This window comes from Anatilimnocola floriformis (assembly GCF_024256385.1).
In the GTDB taxonomy this organism is placed as follows: Bacteria; Planctomycetota; Planctomycetia; order Pirellulales; family Pirellulaceae; genus Anatilimnocola; species Anatilimnocola floriformis.
Window position 1 is genome coordinate 1,996,597 of record NZ_JAMLFW010000002.1, and the last position, 18,918, is coordinate 2,015,514.

Consider the following 18,918-nt stretch of genomic DNA (forward strand, 5'->3'; position numbering starts at 1 on the left):
CAGGCAGCGAACTTAGAACGCTTCGTCGGCAATCAATTGACCATCGTCACGCGTCGTCAAGCGGCCAAACGTCAAGCCATCGAGCTTAGGCGTGACAAACCGCACAGCGCCGTCGCAGAGCAGGATGTTTGCGCCCTTTTCATGAAAGCCGTAAATGCCGAACGTGTTGTTGCAGTTCACCGAGCAGTCGGTGCTGTCGCCGCGAGCGCTGCGGAGCACATCGGAAGAAGTGGGATTCATCGGGGCATAGGCAATCGAACCATAACCGGCCCAAGCGCCGCGCGAATTATTCTGCCCGGCGAACATATCGTCGTTGCCGATCTTTTTGCCCACTCGCCAGGCTGCCGGCGCGCCCGCTTTCTCGACGATCAAGATCGTCAGCGACAGGCCATCAGTGATGTCGGTCAGCGGACGATTGTCGGTATCGGTCATGGCTTGGCGTTGATTGCCGCCGTTTTGTCCGCCGTCGTTCCATGCCATGCCATAGCCGGTCCGCGGCATGAAGAAGCCATTGCACGAGATGTAGTCGTTGGGGCCGGCATCGACTTCAAACAAGGTGTCTTTGTTGGCGTTGATCGACGCGGCCGAGGCATTCGAACGAATCACCACTTTGCGATCGGCAGGCGCGGCCGGGCAGATGAACTCGGAGATCCGAGTCTCGACGACCTTCTTATTGATGGGATCAAAAAAGTCGTAGTCGCCTTTGAATTCGCCGCCGAGTTTTTCATTCAGCTGCGGCAGAATCTGAGCGCCCCAACCGCCGTAGGGGATGTTGCCAAAACCGCCGGTCCGCCGCGGCGGCAAACCACCGTGCGATCGCTCGAAGGCGAGGAACGACTTGCCGAGCGCCTGCAGGTTTGCCGTGCAACCATTCACGTCCGAGAGTTGCCGGCTGTCGGCCAGCGCTGGCAACAGCAGGCACGCGCCGATCGCACCCATCGCCACCACCGCGAGACAATCGATCAGCGCGCCGCCTCGACGCGGGCGCTGCAACAGAACGCGAGTCATGGGCAAGTCCCTTCACGATGAACTAGCGAAGATCAAAGACGGGGATCACATTGTCACCGGCTTTGACGGTGGCTTTAAACGTAGAAGTAGCTTTGTTGGCATAGGCGCCGCGGAATTTGTCTACTTCGGGAACAGGATCGGGATTCTCTGGTTTATTGATTTGATCGGGCCACAGAAACGTGACCACGTATTCACCTTCCGGCGCACCGTCGTCGGGCTTCTCCGTCGTCAACTTATAGCCGCCCGCATCGTCCGTCACGGTCTGCGGGAGAATGTCGTATTTGCCAATCTTGGTGACCGGATTGAAGATCACTCGAAAGCCGGTCGCAGGCCGGCCCTGGTAAGTGACCGTCCCGGAAACGGGATGCAACTTGGGTAAATCAAGTTGTGTCGGGTGCTTCTGGCTGCAGCCTGCCACGAGCGCAACCGCGATCAGCAAGCCGCTGCCGAGCAGCAAGCGGCGGGAAGCATTGCCAAATGAAAACACGAGCATCGTGAACTGCGACTCCTGCAGATTTCAAAGATTAGTTTTCAGCCAGCACGCCGCCGTCGTCGATGGTGCAAATCTGCGCGAAGAGCAGCCCCGACATCGTCTCGGAGGCGAATTTCACTGAGCCATCGCAGTACAAAACATTCGCGCCGCCGGGATGAAAGCCGTAGATTTGGTTCTGGTTTTTGCAATTCACCGCGCACGGAAACAAGTCGGCGGAAGACGAGCCGCCAGCTGCAGTACCGGTGGAGTTGTACATGGCATAGACAAACGCCTGCCAACCGGCCCAGTGACCGCGATTCAAGTTCGTCGGCCAATTCGTCATGCGTTGGCGTGGCTTGCCGACAAAATTCATCGGCCAGCCGGCCATTTCGTTGACGAGCAAAGTGTTTGACGTCCCGTCCTTGATCTCCCGAATTTTCCGCGGAGCAAGATTTGGAGTCCAGACCGCAGCGTTTTCTCCAGGAGCGTAGAACGATGGCGAACTGTCCCACAGGGCTTGCGTGTAGTTGTCCGCCGCGCCGTTGCGGGTGAAGTTCACCGTCCAGCCACCAGTAGGTACCGTGAAGCCGTTAGGCACCATGTAGTCCATGAAGGCCGAGACTGTGGCCGTCGCGCCGGGGTTCAACGACCCTGCCGAAGTCGTACCGCCAGTCACCATCATTTCACTCATGCTACGGGGCGTGGTGGGGCACATGTACACCTTCGGCACTGAGCCGCCCTTGCCGGGCGTGGCATCGGTCACGGGTGCGTTGAAGGGATCATAAAAATCGTAATCGAGGCTGTACTTGTCGTACTGACCGCCGCCTTCCATGTACCCAAGAATGAAGTAGCCCCAGCCGGCCTGCCCACCCTTGGGACCCGTGCTCTTCGACCAACGACGCGGCGGAAATCCACCGATCGCGCTCTCATAATTCAAGAAGCCCAGCCCCTGCTGCTTCAAGTTGTTCGAGCATTGCATGCGGCGGGCAGCTTCGCGGGCGGCCTGCACGGCGGGCAACAGGAGAGCCACGAGCACACCGATAATCGCAATCACAACCAGCAACTCGACGAGGGTAAAACCCAAACGCCTTTTCATGACAGATCCTCAGAGATAGGGGGAGCGAACAAGCTCCACTAGCAGATGGCGGGAGCGAACGGCAGGAATTCCGCTGTTAGGCGAGTCCCCGAAGATAAGCAAATGATGAGCCGGGCTTTAAAAAGTAATAATCTGCCCCACTGACAGGACTTGTGCGCACCACGCGTTATGTATCGCGAAAAGACTGTCGCTCAAGGTGACAAGCGTGTCGGAGAGCGCGGCGCGAGAAGTTTCGCCACAGTAATTTGTAGCTTAACAAAGCCGTAAGAAATGAGTGCGATTCCCGAGCCGTTCGGCACGGCTCGGGGCTGATTCCAGGCAGTGATCAGCAACTCAGTTTTGCGAAATCTTGTGGGGCGTGAGTTCCTTTTGCCCATGCACATCTTCGGCAACTGCTGAGATTTCCCAGGCAGCGCCATTGGCGGGCGCTTCGAGGGTGATTTCCCATTCGGCAAAACTATCGCGAGTCGATTTGGCCGGCTGGCCATTGACCAGGACCTGCTTGATATCGCTGGTGTCGGCCACCGATCCGCAGATCTGAACCACACTGCCAGTCCGAACCACCTTGGTGATCATCGTGATCGGCGGCGTGCTGTCTCGGAAGCTCGACACACCACCGGAAGTCCGCGGAGCCTCGCCCGACGTTGCCGCGCTGAGTGGGCCCACGCTGATGGGGTTGTGAATGTCATTCACTTTCATTTCCCGTGACCGCAGCCCGCGGAAGCCTGAGCGATCCATGATCGAGCGCCAGATCGCCACGTCGTTGCGGAACGTATCGAGCCCGTCGACGAACACACCGGTCGTTCCCAGGTGGATCGAGTAGTTCGACTCCCACGAACGGAAGTTGCGAATCCAAAACGGCTTGCCTGCTGCGGGCATCGCTTCCGCGGCTTCCTTCAGCAGAATTGGGTTCCCCTCGGGCATTCCGCCAGCGCCACCGAAACGAGGCACGCCGCGAATGTTCAAGCCGAACTGGCGGAACGAATGGGCTTCGTTGTTTTCGAAGCGGACGAACGGAATCGTGCGCGTATCGAGCAGTTTAATCGAGCCGTCGGGCTGACGGATCGGCTGGACCGGATTGAAGTCCTCAGTCTTGATGGATTCGAACCGATAACCGTATTCGCCGCAGTCCACGGCGACATTCCGCGTGAAGCTGTTCTGGCAGTTCGCCCACCAAAAGCCTGCGCCGAGATTCAGATCGAACGGAATGACCTGCTTCGGCAACGGCTTTCCTTCCTTGGCATAGATGGCCATGTTGTGGTCGAGAATGTTGTTGGTCTCGGTGCCATCTTCGAGAAAATAGCCGTGGCCGATGCTTTTGAATCCGACGCAATCGCGAATGACGAGGTCATCGGTTCCGTGGATCGTGATCCAACGGTTGTCGCTGTTCCAGATCGAAGCGCCGATGACCGAGCTGCCTCGCATCGTGTCGCCACAAAGGTGGAAGTGAATGCTGTATTTTCCCAGTACGTCGCGCTTGCCCAGGTGGCGGAACTCGGCATAGCTGATCGAACCAGCCGAATGCTTGTGATACATGGTGTGCCCCCGTACGCCTTCCGGATCGGCAGACTCGACGACCACATTGCGGGTCAGGTTGGCGACTTCCCCCTGAAAACCTTCCTTCTCATCGGCGAAGTGAAAAACCTTCAGCGGCGCATCGAGCTTGAGTGAGTTGCCACCGGTGAAATCGCGACCGCCAGTCGAGACAAGTTTACGTTCCTCGTTGTGATCGATTGATTCGTCAGGGCGAGCGCCACCTCGGGGCCCACCGCGACCCGGACGCTGGGTGCGGGTGATCACCAAATGGTCGCCCGCTTTCCAATCAGTGACAGGTTCAACCAGGCTCAGCGTATCGGCGCCGATCTCGGCTTCCTTTTTCAATTTGCCCCAGGTCGTCCGTAGCGGCTGGCCGTGCAATTCCATCCGGCCCGCGCAGCAGATGATCGCGGGGCAGGTTTCTTTGTTCATCCCCTCGACGTAATGCAACCGAATGGTCGCCGTAAAATCCTTGCCAACCGGTGTGCCAGGTTTGCCCACTAGTAGTGTCGGCCGTTGCTTTCCTGGTGCTGGCGCCGCCGGCTCGATGTGACAATCAAAACCATCTTCGCTCGGCTCTTCGCTGGCCAGCAGGGTCAGCAAGCCAACGTTCAGGAGCGTGTTTTTGTTGGTTGCAAAGTCAAGCGTGCCGGCGATCTGAACCAACCGAATCACATCAGGCGATTCGACGTCGTAGTCCACCTTATGACCTTCGCGCACAATGACCTGGTCGCCTGTTTTCGGCAGGCGGTTCAAATCCCACGTCGACTTGTCCGACCAGGCGCCGGAACGCGCGGAGCGAATGACGGTCTCTTTGCTAAAGCTCAATTGGGTGCAACAGGCAACGAAAGCGATTGCGACGAGGCTTCGCAGGCTGAAATGAATCACGGATGGATCCCTAAGAGGCAAGACTCAGACAAGTAGTGAGATCGACGGGCCAGAGCGGTCCATGGTTGGCTCGGGCGAAAGCGATTGCGGATGCTCAAAGGCAAGCCAGCATCGAGATCGAATTTAACCTAGTGGGACTCAATGGCAATGGCTAAACAGCTGGTTTTGCCGCGGTTTCACGCTGGTTTCACTGTCGAGAAATATGACACTCGCGTCGATTTGCGCGACGTTTGAGTTTACGGTTTCGGCGCGATGCATTTCTCAACAAACCGCAGCAGCTCTTTGGTCGCTGCATCTTCGGGCAATCCCAGGTCGGCGTTCAACTTGTTGTGCGTCGTTTCCTTGGCCCCAAACACCGTGACCGGCACCTCGGCTTTCTCCAGCACTTGGCCGAACCGGCGGGCCTGTGAGCTCACGTCAGGATGACCCGCTACGTGCAAGATAAGGAACGGCGGAATGTTCTTCCCCTTGGCGACATGTGTGACCGCGCTGAAGTCGAGGTGCTTCTTCGGATCGTTGCCGAACTTCACTCGATGGCCATACTCGGGCATCGCCAGGCCGTGGGCGAGATTGCGCATTTCCACCGTCGTGATGATGGCGGGAATATCGTAGGTGTCGCCATCGACGGGAACGCAACCCTTGAGCACGGTGAACGGCACGCCCTCGGTTTTCAAGTAGCGATCGTCGGTACACAGGATCGCCGCGAGTTGTGCGCCGGCCGAATGGCCCATCACCAGAATCCGCTGCGGATCGCCACCGTGCGCGGCGATGTTCTTGTGAACCCAGCCAAGCGACTTGGCGACATCGCCGATGAGCGTGCTCATATCGACGTGGGGCAGCAAGCGGTAGTTGGTCGAGACAAACACCAGTCCTTGCTCATTGAAAATCTTCGGCTTGATTTGCACGTCGCTCTTATCGCCACCCTGCCAACCGCCACCGTGAATCCAGAAGACTACCGGCAGGTTCTTCGCCCCGGCCGGCGAATAGATATCGAGCACGTGCCGCTCGTGGCCGTTCTCGACATACGGAACATTCGTCTTCGGCAGCTGACCCTGCGCGAGCGACGCGAATTGGAGAAGAGCAAGCGTGAGGATGAACGTGCGCATGAGGTGAACCTTTCGCAGGACAACTACGGCTTGAGGAATTGTGAAGGCTTGAGGACCGTCGGCGAGACGCGAATCAGGCGGACCGCTCCCTGGAACCAATGAACTTTGTTGAAGCGACAGCCGATCGAAGTTTGCCCTTTGCTGAGTTGCATGAATTTCATTTCCGCCGCCAATTCCTCTTGGCCATTCACGTAATGCGTCATCGTCTTCCCATCGACAACCACGGCAGCGTGATACCAACGATCGCACGGATGCGGCGAGTCCTTGGCAAACAGGGTTTGCTTTCCCGCCGAGGTTTGCACGTAGGTATCGAGAAACCACTGATCGTCAACTGGCAACCGCGTTTCAAACAGCAACCGGTCTTCTCCTTCGGCTGGCTGAAAATGCAAAAACCGCTGCTCCTTCGGCCCTTTCGACGCTGGCCGAAAAATCACTTCGGCAGTAAACACCGGCCAGCCCGCAAGTGGATTGCTGTCGACAAACAGAGCATCGTCTTGGCCGTTGAACTCGACTGCTTTTCCTTGCTCGGTTTCAATCACCTTCGGCTTACCGACCACGGTTACGCGCGCCCCGCCGATCGATTCCAGATTGTCGATCTTCCAAGTGACGGCCGTCGGCTCGGCAGCGATTGCCGCACTGCTGGCGATGACCAGATACACAACAAGAGCAGCGCGAACCATGGAGAGGCTCAGGTTCAAATGATGAAAACAGAACCGCGGATAGGATAATGCATTCGCGAACACGTTTCTTGCGAAAAAATTTCACGAGTGCGAACTCTTCATGGTTGTGAGTTGCCGATGTCCGGCAGCTGCAGTCCAAAACCTGGGGAGTCTTTCACGTGTTCGCCACTCATCTCTACGCGATCGCACCCGTCGAGTTGCGGCGTCAATTGCTCGACCGCACGTACAATGCCTTTTCCGTGCATTGCCCAATCTTTCCGCTTGCGGCCAAGCTGCAGCAGCTGGACGTGGAAGTTCAAGTTCATCCGCTCACCGGCCCCGATCGCGGCGTTCATCTCGTCAACCATGAAATCGAGCGGGTTGGTCTGCAGGGGGCCGCGCTGCCGATTTTGCAATCGACCGGTGTGATTGCGGTGGATGGGAACAAACGCACCCGGTTCCCGGGGATGTTTGATCCAGCCGACGGTGGTTCTGGTTGGACTCCGTACGCTGACGGCGTGCATGTGCTGGTTGCGTCGCCCGACGATGAGGCGTCGACGCTGCAAGCTGCCTTGGACCGGTTGCCTGCGAACACGATCTACGTGCCCCAGCAGTCTTTGGGCTTGGACTTTTACGATCATCAGAAGCTGTTCAAGTCGGCTGCTGCGGTGGTGTGTGACGAAGACCACCTGGCTGAGATGGTGAAACAATCCGACCCGGTTGCAGCGCTGACGGATCTGCTCGACCGCGGCGTGCTGGCTCCCGTTGTTGCGTTGGGCCGCGATCGGAATTGGTCGGCCATCGCCGGCCAAACCCGAACGACCTTGGCAGCGGAGGTCTCGCCGCAGGATCGCCTGGCGCGGCTGCTGGCACTGGTGGCCGAACGGATTGGCGATGGCCAAGTTCTCAATGCGGCGCTGCTGGCTGCTCTGCTGGAACTCGACAACGCGGCGGTCCCGGAAGCTGTCGGGGTTGCAGGATCTTTCCTGGCAGCGGTGAACGCCCTCTGGTCGTAAGCCAAACGGCACTTCTCGGCCGAGTCCGAAAAAAACCGGCAAAACCTCGGCCTGAAGTAGGCAGTTGCTTTATCAGGAGAAAAACGTCCGTAAGCCCAAATCCGAGATGCGTTGGGTAACATTTCCACCCCGCCGGGCCATTCCTTATCACACCCGGGAAAAAGTTGACATAAAGCTGATTTGATGGTTATCATCCCGGTTGCGGTTACCCGTGCTGCCACTGAGTGCCGCCCTGCCTAGGCCATTCAACTGCCGCCCTCCCCGCCTGATTCGCGATTTGCTGCGAGTATGAAGGAGTTGAAAGTGAAGCGTTTTGGCTTTCTCTGCCTGTCTCAATTAGCACTGACTTTGCTGACCTTAGCGATGGTCACGCCGGTTCAGGCTGCAGGTCGCGTGGATGAACTAATTGCCGAAGCTAACAAGGCCGCCGGCCTGAAGTTGCCGCAGCAACCCGTGGTGGACGATGCCACGTTTATTCGCCGCATTTATGTGGACATGATCGGCCGCATTCCGACCGAGGGCGAGGTCCGCGAGTTCGCCTCAATGCCGCCCAACGGCCGCCGCGAAAAACTAATCGACAAACTGCTGAAAGACGGCCGGTTCACCGACCGCTGGACGATTTTCTTCGCCGATATGCTTCGCATGCGTTCGAACGCCACCGGCGGCCAAGCGATGATCGCTTACGTCCACCAAGCCATTGAGCAGGGCATGCCTTACGACGAGCTCGCCCGTCGACTGATCTCGATCAACGGCAAGGCCGGCAAGATTCCCGAAGCGGGTTTTGTCCTTTCCGACGAAGCCGATCCCCTAGCCATGGCAAGCATTACGTCGCAAGTGTTCCTCGGCGTGCGGATCGCTTGTGCTCAGTGCCACGACCACCCGTTCGACGTTTGGACTCGCAAAGACTTCTACGACTTGGCTGCTTACTTCGGCAAGACTCGCCGCTATGAAAGTCAGCTGACCAAGGTCGTCTACTCGACCGAAATGGACCAAACGGCCATCCTCTGGCCGCCGGAAGGCGAAGTCCCCGCCAAGGATCGTAAACCGCTCAATCCGCGGTTCCCGTTCGCGCTCGACAAGTTCACCGCCAAGCCGAAGCACATCGTGCGAATGGAAGCAGTTCGCAAAGCCAAGGCCGACGCGATCGCTGCCACCAAAAAGGGCCCGAGCATCGACGATCTGCTGGCCGAATCGTCGGTCAACGCCACGCAAGTCGCCGCCGGCAAGATCGGCGAAACGGGTTCCGCCAAGGAGACCAAAAAGGACCTCCGCGGTATCGACATTCAAGGAAGCTTGTATAAGAAGAGCGACTACCGCGAGCAGTTGGCCGATTCGATCACCGCGCCGGGCAACCGCTACTTCAGCCGCTCATTTGTCAACCGCGTGTGGAAGACGCTGATCGGCCGTGGCTTTGTCGAACCGGTCGATGATTTCCGCGAGGACAATCCTGCCGTTCATCCAGCCGCCATGGATTACCTCGCCGATGAATTTGTCGCCAGCGACTACGACCTGCGGTCGCTCGTCCGTCTGGTAGTGACCAGCGATGCTTATCAACGCGCCCACGCACCGCGCGAAGCCGACGAACTGACCCGCATGGAAATGGAAACGAACATGCTCGCCACGCCAATGCGGCGAATGATTGCCGAAGCGCTGTTCGACAGCGTGATCACGGCGGGCCACTTGTTCGGCCAAAAGCACTCGCCGGGCAAGAACGAAAAGACCATCTACGAAAAGATCCGCGTCGCGAAGGCTGGCACCGGCAAACCGGGCGACCTTGCCAAGGCCGGCTCACTGGTCGCTGGCGGTAACAATCCCGCGATGATGGCGGGAGGAATGGCCGGCATGAACGCACCCATGGCGATGGCTGGCGGCGGTTACGCTCTCGAAAACGCGATTGAAGTCGACTTCGGCGCCGTGCTGCGAGAAGCAGCCAAGGACGAAGTGGAAGTTGAAGCGATGCAGGCCCAGTCGCGTGAAGAAATCGAAGCGATGCGGATGCAACGTGAAGGTGGCAACAACCGGATGCAGTATGAAGAGAAGACGATCGCCAAGGTGATCGACGACAACCCCTCGTACAACACTTCGCTGCGGATGCAATCGCCGGCCCCGAACGGCCACTTTCTGCAAGTGTTCGGCCAGCCGAACCGTAGCGACCTGGGCGATCTGCGCGACGACACCGCCAACATGCGGCAAGCCCTGATGATGCTCAACGGCAAGTTTGCCCACGAAGCCGCCCGCGTCGGCGATCTCGAACCGATGCACAAGCTCCTCACCGGCAAGGCCCCCGACCTCGACGCCGCCGTGAAGCTCGCTTACCTCGAAATCATGACTCGCCGCCCCTCGGCGGAAGAACTGACCGAAGCCAAAGAAATCATCGCCGGCGGCGCTAACCCGCTCGAAGGTATGGCCGACCTGCGTTGGGTCCTGCTCAACTGCAACGAATTCCGTTTCCTGCCTTAAATTTTGGGAGGGCGAGGCTCCCGCCGAGCCGCGCCGGTCGAAAGCAATCGCCGGCAACCCTCAATATTTCACCGTTACGGCTCGGCGGGAGCCTCGCCCTCCCGACTAAGAACCACGAACCTTTCCCCAGGAGTTTTCCCATGACTGGTTGCCTCGATTATCGAATGTCGCGCCGGGCCATGTTGGCCGCGAGTGGTGTTGCCTCGGCTTCGCTCCTGGGCATGAACGTGCCGAGCCTGCTCGCTGCGGCGGGCAAGGATCACCTCGCCAAAGCCGAACACGTGATTCTGTTTCACAACGGCGGCGGCATGTCGCACATCGATACGTTCGATCCCAAGCCGGGTCGGCCGACCGGCGGCGAGCTCGCCCCGATCAACACCAGCGCCAGCGGCGTGCAGATCTCCGAGATCTTCCCGCTCCTCGCCAAGCAGATGCATCATTGCTCGATCATCCGCTCGGTCGCCGGCACGCAGGGTGATCACGGCCGCGCGACGCATCACGTCTCGACGAGCTACCTGCCGTTCCCCAACTTGATTTATCCCGGCATCGGCTCGGTCGTTTCCCATGAACTGCCGAAGCTCGGCGATCTGCCGGCCTTCATCACCATCAGCGGCAACGCTCACCGCGCTGGCTATCTCGGCCAGAAGTGCGAAGCCTACTTCGTGCCGCAACCGGGCGACAAAGATCCTTACCTGGCCTTCCCCGAAGGAATCGCCGAGGTCCGTGGCAACAAGCGGCTGGAGACTCTGGAGCGGTTCAACACGCGTTTCCAAGGGACCAACAAAGACGAACGCCTGACGAGCACGAAGACCAGCATCGACGAAGCCGTCAAGCTGATGCGCAGCCCGGCCCTCGAAGCCTTCGAATTCAGCAAGGTGAAGCCGGAAACCATCGAACGCTACGGCAACAACGCCTTCGGCCGCGGCTGCTTGCTCGCCAAGCGACTTGTCGACAAGGGGGTGCGGTTCATTCAGATCAATCGCGGCGGTTACGACACCCACATGAACGTTTTCCCCGCGATGCGCAATCACGGCGAAGTGATGGACTCGGGCATGGCTTCGCTGATTCAAGACCTGGCCGATTCGGGCCAGCTCTCGAAGACGCTGGTGCTGATGATCAGCGAGTTCGGCCGCACGCCCGTCATCAACAAGGACGCCGGCCGCGATCACTGGGCCTCGGTCTTCAGTGTGTTCATCGCCGGCGGCAGCATCAAGGGCGGCACGGTCTACGGCTCGTCGGACGAAGACGGCGCTCACGCCAAAGACAACCCGGTGAAGGTGCAAGACATCCACGCCACGGTCTGCCAACAGCTGGGCATCGACCACAACAAGGAAGTCATGACCCCACTCCGCCGCCCGATGAAGCTCGTCGACAACGGCACCCCGATCAGCGGTTTGATCTCGTAGATTCAGTATGGCCTGTAGCACGAACCCCTAGGTTCGTGCGCCAGGTCCTTGAATAGCGCGATGAACAAACCGCGAAAGAACGCCGCCCCGTTGCTCATTGCCATCGGGCTCTTGCTCCTCCCGGTGTTATACATGGGGAGCTACTTCGCGTTGGTAGTGCCAGGCTGCCAAGGGTGGCGGAACAGCATCATGCCGCCCTACCGACCTCCCTATCGAATGGGCGGAAGGTGGTCGTCGTCGGTCTACTGGCCGCTGGAACAGATCGACCGAAGGATAAGGCCGAATGCGTGGCGATTTGTGCTGCCAGACGGTACAGTATCGCCATCTCAGGGCGGGCAAATTCCTGGTCCTACATGATTCGTTATTTGGGCAACATCTTCGGCCTAATTTTCAGCGTCTTGCTAGGCGCTGGAGTCGCGCAATTATGCGTCAATCCAATCAGTAGCGGGTGGTTTTCGGAATATGAGTTATTTCGCTATTTCCTGCTGCCGCCGATCGTCGGGGCATTTGCTGGGGCAATCTCCTGGAAACTGCTGTGGAGACACGGAGTAGACGTAAACAACTCGCGATAGTCGTGTGAGCGCTCACTTCCGCACTGGAGGCCAGGAGTAGGGAGGCGCTTTGGGAAACGTGGCCGTCGTCTGCTGGCCGCTGGCAGTCCAAGTCTGAAATCCGTGCGGATTGACGATGGCTTTCAAGTCGTCCGCAGTGACTGTAATTGCCTGGCCATCGTCGGTAACTGCAACTCCTTTGTTGCGGAGAAATTGATCCTGCACTCGGATTTTCCAATCGGTTCGCACGGCCGCGCTGCGGAGCTGCACTTCATCACGCCGCGATCGGTATAGCGCGAAGACCAGGCCAAGAACCAACAGCAGCCAGAACAGGTCCCGTAGATTGAGTTTCATGACCGACCCTTGGAATTCGAGTTCGGAATATCAGTCGCAAACTGCGAACTTTACTTCAATGAACCGGCGAATGCTTCACGGAGATCGGGCAGTAATCTAAAGATTGTTATTTGGAATATGTCAGCTGCCGACGTACGTCGCAATTGCACTGCGAAACTCTGCAAGGTCCGCCTCAAGCATTCCTAGTGATGTTTCGGAAGCCTCCAGAGTCACGGTCGATTGCGCGGATGGTGAGGCGGTACCACTCGGCGTAGAGGCCCACGCCTCCACTCGGTATGAGTTAAGGCCACGCCGTGTGAAACGCAAGGGAACCTTTGGGGCGGCCGCCCTCGCTGCAGAGTACGACGGGAAGCAAAAACTATCCAGCAGATTCCGACGTGCTAAATCATCTGCCAGCTGCGAAATGATATCGAGCTGTCCCTCGACAACCTGCTCGCCCCCAATGTTGTCCAGGCAGCTATCGATCCTTACCACAATCCATGCGCCTTCAGTATCGGGCCACATAACACGTAGCGGAGTAATGCTAATGAGATCTTTGTCGTAGTGTCTTACAACGCGAAGGGTAATGCCCTGAAAGCATAAATACCCCTCATTGTCTAAGAATAGATCGCCTGTCATCTGCTGGCCCTTCTGCGCCAGTTTAGGACTTTTCGACGCGTTCCATCAGGCTAGCTTACTCATCCTTAGCCCCGCCCAGCGTCAGGAAGATCTTGTACTTGTTGTTGAGATGCGTGTGGGCCGTGCTGGCGTGTGAGTCGCTGGGGAACTTTTTGCAGACTTGCTGGAAGGCCTTGATGGCTTCTTCGTTTTGGCCGGCTTCTTCGCGGGTGTAGCCGATTTGCAGCAGTGCCCACGGGGCCGAGGCCGGGTCGCTGGCGACCTGGTTGTAGAGCACGATGGCTTCGTTGTATTGCTTCAGGTGGCGATGGCACCAGGCCATCATCTTGTACTGCTCGGGGAAGTTGTCGCACTGGCGATAATGGCCGATCGCTTCCTTGAGCTGGTTTGCTTCACGATAGGTTTCGCCGATCGCGTAGCGCCAACGATTGGCGTTCGTGGCGTCGGCGCGATAGAGATCTTCATAGACGGCGACGGCTTCGGGGATTTTTTTGGCGGCTCGCAAGGTCTGAGCCAGTTCGGCCTGATAAGCCTTGCGCGGTGCTTCTTCAGCGGCGGCGATGGCTTGGTTGTACGACTCGATCGCGAGAGGCCAGTTCTGTTGTTCGCGATAGCTGTAGGCGACCTGGTTGAGCCCTTCGGCTTTGTTGGTGTAACGCCGATAGGTCGCGCGGCCTTCGTCCCACTTCGTGCGCGATTTGTAGAAGCCGGCCAGGCGACCAAGCAACTCATCGTCAGTGCCGCCGAGTGTTTTCAAAAGAGCTTCATACGCGGCGGGAATGGCATCGTCCTTTTTGGCGACGGCCATCAGGTCGAGGGCATCGAGCCCGCACTTTTTGGCGAGCGTTTTGTCTTCCGGTTTGGTCAGATCGGTCGGCGCTGCTTGCTTCAGCCAGGCGATGGCTTGAGTCGCGAGTTTCTCGCCCTTGGCGGTCGTTTCTTTCGCAGCCATCAGCTCGGCCAGCGGCTGGCGGACATATTCATGGACGCGATGAGCGATCAGCGGCGGCTTGTAGGTGGTTTCCAGGGCTTTCACGCCGTCGTCAAAAGCACCTTCTCGGAAGCTTTGCGCGGCGAGCGCGACTGAAGCGTTGATGCAGGTCTGGTTGGAGTCGCGGTTGCGCTTGGTGTCGAACGTGAGTTTCTTCCACAACTCGCGTCGCGTCGGCAGGTCGTCTTCGATCGTCGAAATGTCGATCAGATCGTTCATCGCGTAGATCGCGACCAGGTGCTCCGGATATTTCGCGACGACATCGCGGAGAGCCTTTTTTGCTTCCTTGATACGACCGATGTCTTTGTACGTGCGGCCGATGAAGAACGCGGCCGAGGTCGCTTGCGGCGAATCGGGCCAGTAGTCGATGACCGCTTGAAAGCCATCCTTGATCGCAGTGTTCTGCTTGCGGAGCTGCACCTGGCAGAGGCTCCACTTCAGCTGCGAGTAGGGCGCACCGTTGCTCATTTCATACAGCTCGAGAAACTTTTCGTACTCGGCGGCAGCGATTTTGAAATTGTTCTCGCGGAAATACTTGTCCGCAATCTGCAGCTGATAGCGCTCGACTTCCTTGAGTTGCTTCCAGCCATCGAGCGAGAGCTCGTTGAGCTCGTCGGCGCGGGCGGAAGTCAGCAAACCTCCGAGCACAAGGAGAGCAGCGACTAGCGTGCGATAACCTGCGTATTCGCAGCAAAAACTCGTCGTCGTCATTGCTACTTCCCCTTTTTCGTCTGCTGTTTGCCGAGGAGCCATTTGCTCCGCTCGACATAGGCGTAGGTCATCACATTCGTGCCGAGTTGATAGCAGGCTTCATACACTTCGGGTTTGACGCCCGAGTGACCATCGGCCCAGGCATCGCCGATGTCACCCGGATGATAATAAACGAGCCAGCGGCCATCGAGCGCCCAACCGAGCGCCTGCTTGCCGCCGTGCGGAGCGACGTAAGGGAGGAACGGCAGCGGATAAGGAACACGATGGATCGTATCGTCGAGCGGCACTGGCACAGGGCGAATTTCGGGAAGCACGCGGTTCATCGCGGCGAGAAACTGATTGTGAAAGTGCTTACTTCCGCCGTTGTCGCAAAAGATCATGCCATGGCGGTCGATCAAATACTCGCGGAGGATTTTTACATCTTTGTTGGCGAGGCTAATGTTGCCTTGGCCAGTCATGTACATGAACGGCGGCGTGGCCTCGGGGGCAAAATTGGCCAGCTGGGCGATGCTGCGAAACTCGGTGTTCTTCTCGATCTTGTGTTGCTTGTTGGTGAGGATGTCAAACTGGATCAGCATGTTCTCGTCGCCGCCGATGCCGAACTCCTGATCCCAGTCGCCGCCGTCGTACTGCAGACGGATGAAGCGGATCTTGCCCCCCTTGGTGCCGCCGCCGAAACCTGCACCGCCCGTGCCATCGCCACCACCGTAGCCGACGGTGTAAGCGTGGTCGGTGACTTCCTCGAGTTGCAGCCGCACCTGATCGATCGGCGGCACGTCGAACTTAATCGCGCTATAAGGATTGACCACGAACTTTTTGCGGACCACCTTTTGAATCTTTACCGACTGCGGCCTGGCGATCTGTTTATACTGTCCACCGCCGCCGGGAATCTCGGCAGACTCTTCTTCACCGCAGCCGCGAAACGTGGCTAGGTAAAGGAGCCCCGACCAGCCAACCCAGAAGGCCGCGCTATAACCCATGCTGACCAGCGTCGACTGTTTGAGCTTGCCGTTTGACCTGCCGTAATACCAGGCGTGTGGATCGAAGGGATTCCAACCGCGTTTGGCAGTCAGCGGCGCGAGAGCATTTTCGTCTGTCGCCGTATGCACGATTTCGCCGCGACTCAGTCGTTCGTTGAGCCGTTGCGTTTCGATCGCGCCCGAGGCGAAATCCAAATACCAGATCGCCCAGAGCAGGCCGAGCGTGAAGAAGACCCAGGGCGAAAACTCACGCAACACAGCCGACAGGCCAATGATGCCGAGGGCATCGCTGAGATAACAGAGCGCCGGCCAACTGCCGATAAGGGCGAGCGTCATCGCGCGGGTCCAAACCAGCCGCGGCGTACCCTTGGCGCGAACCTGCAGCCAAGCCACGAAGCTGAGCAGCAGCGCAGGGACCAGCAGCACACCGACCGCGGTGAATGCCCAGGCAACGCCGGGATACAAATGCCAGAGAATCACACCGAGCAACCACAGCGGGCCGTAAAACAGCACGCTGAGTTGGAGCGGAGTTCGAGATGGATGGGGAGCGGTCACGAGCGATTACTTTTTGTCGAGCAAGTTATCGATATCGAGCGGGTTCTTGTTCGGGTCGGCGGTTTTCGTTTCATCGACGCCGAGAGCTTTTTTGTAGCGGCCTTCATTGTCGGCGGGCTTCGCCGTTTCTTCGGCGTTGCTGGGAGCTGCGGCAACTGGCGCGGCAGCCTTTGCGCCGGGCCCCGATTTGGCTTGCTTGACCTGCGGTGGACCATACATGAGGTAAGGGCCGACAGTGAACGCAACCATGATGGCCAACGAGCCGAGCGTGGCGATGACCATGCTTTGCACGAGCAGGCTGGTCGAGACCAATCCGACGACCTCTTGCGGACTGCGACCCTGCAAGCGACTGAGGAACTGCTTGAGTTCCACCAGCGACGCCGAGCCGTTGTGCTTGATGTTTTCCAAGTCTTTGAGCATTGCTATTTCACCTTTGAATGCGCGCAGGGGTACGCACTATTTTTTATCTTTGATTTCGACTTCTTGCTGAAGAATATGGATCAGTTCGCCACCGGCCTGACTGATGGCTTCGATGACAGGTTCGAAGCGTGGGGCGGTGGTGTCTTTGTCGACTTTGAGTAGCACGGTTCGTTCGCCGACGGGCGCTTCGCCCAGTTCGCGGCCGATGGCATCGCTCAGTTCAGTCTCGCTTTTCTGATTGCCGTTGAGATAGATCTTGCCGTCGACATCGATCACCACGGCAACTTTGCCGCCCTTGTGATTCTCGAGATTCTTCGCCGTGGCAGGATTCCATTTGACGTGACTGTCGTCCTGGCCCTGCGCGAGAATGACGTAGAAAATCAGCAGGTTGAACGCAATGTCTCCCATCGCCGTCGACGGCACATCCGCTTTCAAAGCTCGGCGAGGAATTTTCATGGGGCGTTAAATATCTGTGCTAGTTGCCGACGGTGACGGTTTGTTCTTCTTCTCGCTGGATCGTGATGCTGCCGCCCGCATCCTGCACGATCGAGGTAACCTCGATCCAATTCTGATACGGCGTGTCCGGACGCGACTTGATCACCACGACGCGATCTTCCAGCCGCGGCTTGCCTTTGAAATGCGTTTCCAACCGCCCGGGCAGATCGGCACTGCGAACCGCCGCGCCGTTCATCACGATGCCGGCCTTGGTCACCAGGATTTCGGTGTGTTCCTGCTTCTGTTCTTGATTCGCCTGCTGCTGGCTCGACGGAATGTCTTGCTTGCGGCCACTGTCGGGTTGCGACGAAGCGCAGACGAGGAAGAACACAATCAGGTTGAACGCGATATCGCCCGTGGCGACAGCGGCAGGTTCAACGAGCAGTTTGCTGGTTCCGCGAGCGACCATGGTTTGAAGGCAGAAGGAAGAAGTGAGAAGGCAGAAGTAGGGGCCGAAACGAAGACTAACGATGAGTACTCACGGGTGACTCTGCCGCAGCGCCGGCTCTCTCTGCTAACGCCAATTGAAACGTCACCGCTTCGATTAGCTCTGCCGCCGACTCTTGCACGTCGAGCACAAAGCCGTTAATCGCGCTGGTGAAGTAGTTGAAGGCCACGAACGCGGGAATGCCCACGATCAGCCCGAACACGGTGGTGAGCAGCGACACCATGATGCCTGCCGCGGCGGCTTCCACGATGTTCACTTCGCCGAGCGTGTCGACGATGTCCTTGAACGAGAACACCATCCCTTCCACCGTCCCGAGGAAGCCGAGCATCGGCGCAGCCGAAGCGACCGTCGCCAGAATCGGCAGATGCTTTTCCATGGCGGCCACGATGTGCGCCGAATAGTCGTCCATTCCCTTGTTCACCTGGTCTTCGGTCTTGGCTGCGTCGTAACCCAGGCGGCGGGCGATCAAGTACTTTCGCAGGCCGGCGCCGAGGATGGCCGGAACCGGGCCGCGGTGACGTTCGACAAGTTGCAACGCTTCTTCGACGTGATCGTCCTGCATCAACTTGAGCACGTCGGCGCGGAGTTTTTCATCCTTGCTGTTGAACACCAGCAAAGCCCGATAACGTTCGATGATCACGCCGGCGGCGAGCACTCCCAGCACGAGAATCGGCCACATGAAAATGCCGCCTTCGATCATGTAACCCATCGCGCCGGTCTTGCACAAATCGCTGAAGACCTTGGCCAGGCCAGTTGGCTGCACGTCGCCTTTGGCCGGTGGAGGGGCTGCCGCGGCGCTGCTTTCTTCCGTTGCCAGTTTTCCCGCGGAAATAGTCTTTTTGCCTTTTCCCGCTTCGCCTTTGGCCGCGTTCACGGCATCAGCCGTTGGTTCCGTTTCGGTTCCTGCCGCAGGAGCTTTCGGGGCAGGAGTTGCCGGCGCCGCAGCTGGTGGCGGCGTTGGTTTCACGCCCTTTTGCGCTTTGGCTTCATCGGCCAGGATGTCGTCGACCTGACCGAGCAGGGCGAGAGAGAGGAGGAGGGCAGAGAGGGTCATGCGTTTATTCCGAAAGGGAGTCTGTTCTTAATTCAATTGCAGATTTTTGATTTCAGATCGAGGAGGAAGGTTCGCTTTGTCTTCTAATCTGCCA

16 protein-coding genes are annotated in these 18,918 nt (G+C 58.3%); 3 read left to right on the top strand and 13 right to left on the bottom strand.

The window, feature by feature from the left end; translation table 11 throughout:
- Positions 1-12: 12 nt before the first annotated feature.
- The 6 genes from M9Q49_RS32515 to M9Q49_RS32545 all read right to left on the bottom strand — a co-directional run bounded on the left by M9Q49_RS32515 (position 13) and on the right by M9Q49_RS32545 (position 6,786).
- Positions 13-1,008: a DUF1559 family PulG-like putative transporter gene (locus M9Q49_RS32515; protein WP_254513478.1), complete on the bottom strand. Its 996-nt coding sequence runs from the start codon at positions 1,006-1,008 to the stop codon at positions 13-15.
- Between the two features lie 22 nt (positions 1,009-1,030).
- Positions 1,031-1,501, bottom strand: a complete 471-nt coding sequence (locus M9Q49_RS32520) for a hypothetical protein (protein WP_254513479.1) — start codon at positions 1,499-1,501, stop codon at positions 1,031-1,033.
- 31 nt (positions 1,502-1,532) lie between these two features.
- Positions 1,533-2,576 (bottom strand): DUF1559 domain-containing protein, encoded by a 1,044-nt coding sequence (locus tag M9Q49_RS32525; protein ID WP_261365347.1) that lies wholly within the window; start codon positions 2,574-2,576, stop codon positions 1,533-1,535.
- Positions 2,577-2,909: 333 nt separating this feature from the next.
- Positions 2,910-5,000 (bottom strand): G8 domain-containing protein, encoded by a 2,091-nt coding sequence (locus tag M9Q49_RS32535; RefSeq protein WP_254513480.1) that lies wholly within the window; start codon positions 4,998-5,000, stop codon positions 2,910-2,912.
- A 236-nt stretch (positions 5,001-5,236) separates the two neighbouring features.
- The gene (locus M9Q49_RS32540; RefSeq protein ID WP_254513481.1) at positions 5,237-6,106 is read right to left on the bottom strand and encodes an alpha/beta hydrolase; all 870 of its coding nucleotides are present in this window, start codon (positions 6,104-6,106) and stop codon (positions 5,237-5,239) included.
- A gap of 23 nt (positions 6,107-6,129) precedes the next feature.
- Positions 6,130-6,786, bottom strand: a complete 657-nt coding sequence (locus M9Q49_RS32545) for a LamG domain-containing protein (RefSeq protein ID WP_254513482.1) — start codon at positions 6,784-6,786, stop codon at positions 6,130-6,132.
- Positions 6,787-6,944: 158 nt separating this feature from the next.
- Between M9Q49_RS32545 and M9Q49_RS32550 the strand changes: the two genes are divergently transcribed.
- The 3 genes from M9Q49_RS32550 (at position 6,945) to M9Q49_RS32560 (ending at position 11,647) form a co-directional block, all read left to right on the top strand.
- Positions 6,945-7,781 (top strand): hypothetical protein, encoded by an 837-nt coding sequence (locus M9Q49_RS32550; RefSeq protein WP_254513483.1) that lies wholly within the window; start codon positions 6,945-6,947, stop codon positions 7,779-7,781.
- A 303-nt stretch (positions 7,782-8,084) separates the two neighbouring features.
- Positions 8,085-10,241, top strand: coding sequence for a DUF1553 domain-containing protein (locus M9Q49_RS32555; RefSeq protein ID WP_254513484.1), 2,157 nt, complete (start codon positions 8,085-8,087; stop codon positions 10,239-10,241).
- 140 nt (positions 10,242-10,381) lie between these two features.
- Complete coding sequence (locus tag M9Q49_RS32560) at positions 10,382-11,647, top strand: DUF1501 domain-containing protein (RefSeq protein ID WP_254513485.1); 1,266 nt, start codon at positions 10,382-10,384, stop codon at positions 11,645-11,647.
- 584 nt (positions 11,648-12,231) lie between these two features.
- Here the strand turns inward: M9Q49_RS32560 and M9Q49_RS32565 are convergent.
- From M9Q49_RS32565 to M9Q49_RS32595, 7 genes are all read right to left on the bottom strand, one after another.
- The gene (locus M9Q49_RS32565; protein WP_254513486.1) at positions 12,232-12,552 is read right to left on the bottom strand and encodes a hypothetical protein; all 321 of its coding nucleotides are present in this window, start codon (positions 12,550-12,552) and stop codon (positions 12,232-12,234) included.
- 673 nt (positions 12,553-13,225) lie between these two features.
- Entirely contained in the window at positions 13,226-14,872 is a 1,647-nt protein-coding gene (locus tag M9Q49_RS32570; RefSeq protein WP_254513487.1) for a tetratricopeptide repeat protein, read from the bottom strand.
- A 2-nt stretch (positions 14,873-14,874) separates the two neighbouring features.
- Positions 14,875-16,407 carry a DUF4159 domain-containing protein gene (locus M9Q49_RS35885; protein ID WP_254513488.1) on the bottom strand — a complete coding sequence of 511 codons (1,533 nt, stop codon included), beginning with the start codon at positions 16,405-16,407 and terminating at the stop codon, positions 14,875-14,877.
- Between the two features lie 6 nt (positions 16,408-16,413).
- The gene (locus M9Q49_RS32580) at positions 16,414-16,827 is read right to left on the bottom strand and encodes a hypothetical protein (RefSeq protein ID WP_254513489.1); all 414 of its coding nucleotides are present in this window, start codon (positions 16,825-16,827) and stop codon (positions 16,414-16,416) included.
- Positions 16,828-16,863: 36 nt separating this feature from the next.
- The gene (locus M9Q49_RS32585; RefSeq protein WP_254513490.1) at positions 16,864-17,283 is read right to left on the bottom strand and encodes an ExbD/TolR family protein; all 420 of its coding nucleotides are present in this window, start codon (positions 17,281-17,283) and stop codon (positions 16,864-16,866) included.
- Positions 17,284-17,302: 19 nt separating this feature from the next.
- Positions 17,303-17,731 (bottom strand): ExbD/TolR family protein, encoded by a 429-nt coding sequence (locus tag M9Q49_RS32590; protein WP_254513491.1) that lies wholly within the window; start codon positions 17,729-17,731, stop codon positions 17,303-17,305.
- A gap of 55 nt (positions 17,732-17,786) precedes the next feature.
- Positions 17,787-18,824, bottom strand: a complete 1,038-nt coding sequence (locus tag M9Q49_RS32595) for a MotA/TolQ/ExbB proton channel family protein (protein ID WP_254513492.1) — start codon at positions 18,822-18,824, stop codon at positions 17,787-17,789.
- Positions 18,825-18,918: the final 94 nt, after the last annotated feature.

Bases quoted from the DNA above. Each gene is read 5' to 3' on its own strand.
- M9Q49_RS32515 (WP_254513478.1), bottom strand. From the start codon at position 1,008: ATGACTCGCGTTCTGTTGCAGCGCCCGCGTCGAGGCGGCGCGCTGATC.
- M9Q49_RS32570 (WP_254513487.1), bottom strand. From the start codon at position 14,872: ATGACGACGACGAGTTTTTGCTGCGAATACGCAGGTTATCGCACGCTA.
- M9Q49_RS32540 (WP_254513481.1), bottom strand. From the start codon at position 6,106: ATGCGCACGTTCATCCTCACGCTTGCTCTTCTCCAATTCGCGTCGCTC.
- M9Q49_RS32595 (WP_254513492.1), bottom strand. From the start codon at position 18,824: ATGACCCTCTCTGCCCTCCTCCTCTCTCTCGCCCTGCTCGGTCAGGTC.
- M9Q49_RS32545 (WP_254513482.1), bottom strand. From the start codon at position 6,786: ATGGTTCGCGCTGCTCTTGTTGTGTATCTGGTCATCGCCAGCAGTGCG.
- M9Q49_RS32585 (WP_254513490.1), bottom strand. From the start codon at position 17,283: ATGAAAATTCCTCGCCGAGCTTTGAAAGCGGATGTGCCGTCGACGGCG.
- M9Q49_RS32560 (WP_254513485.1), top strand. From the start codon at position 10,382: ATGACTGGTTGCCTCGATTATCGAATGTCGCGCCGGGCCATGTTGGCC.
- M9Q49_RS32525 (WP_261365347.1), bottom strand. From the start codon at position 2,576: ATGAAAAGGCGTTTGGGTTTTACCCTCGTCGAGTTGCTGGTTGTGATT.
- M9Q49_RS32590 (WP_254513491.1), bottom strand. From the start codon at position 17,731: ATGGTCGCTCGCGGAACCAGCAAACTGCTCGTTGAACCTGCCGCTGTC.
- M9Q49_RS32580 (WP_254513489.1), bottom strand. From the start codon at position 16,827: ATGCTCAAAGACTTGGAAAACATCAAGCACAACGGCTCGGCGTCGCTG.
- M9Q49_RS32520 (WP_254513479.1), bottom strand. From the start codon at position 1,501: ATGCTCGTGTTTTCATTTGGCAATGCTTCCCGCCGCTTGCTGCTCGGC.
- M9Q49_RS32565 (WP_254513486.1), bottom strand. From the start codon at position 12,552: ATGAAACTCAATCTACGGGACCTGTTCTGGCTGCTGTTGGTTCTTGGC.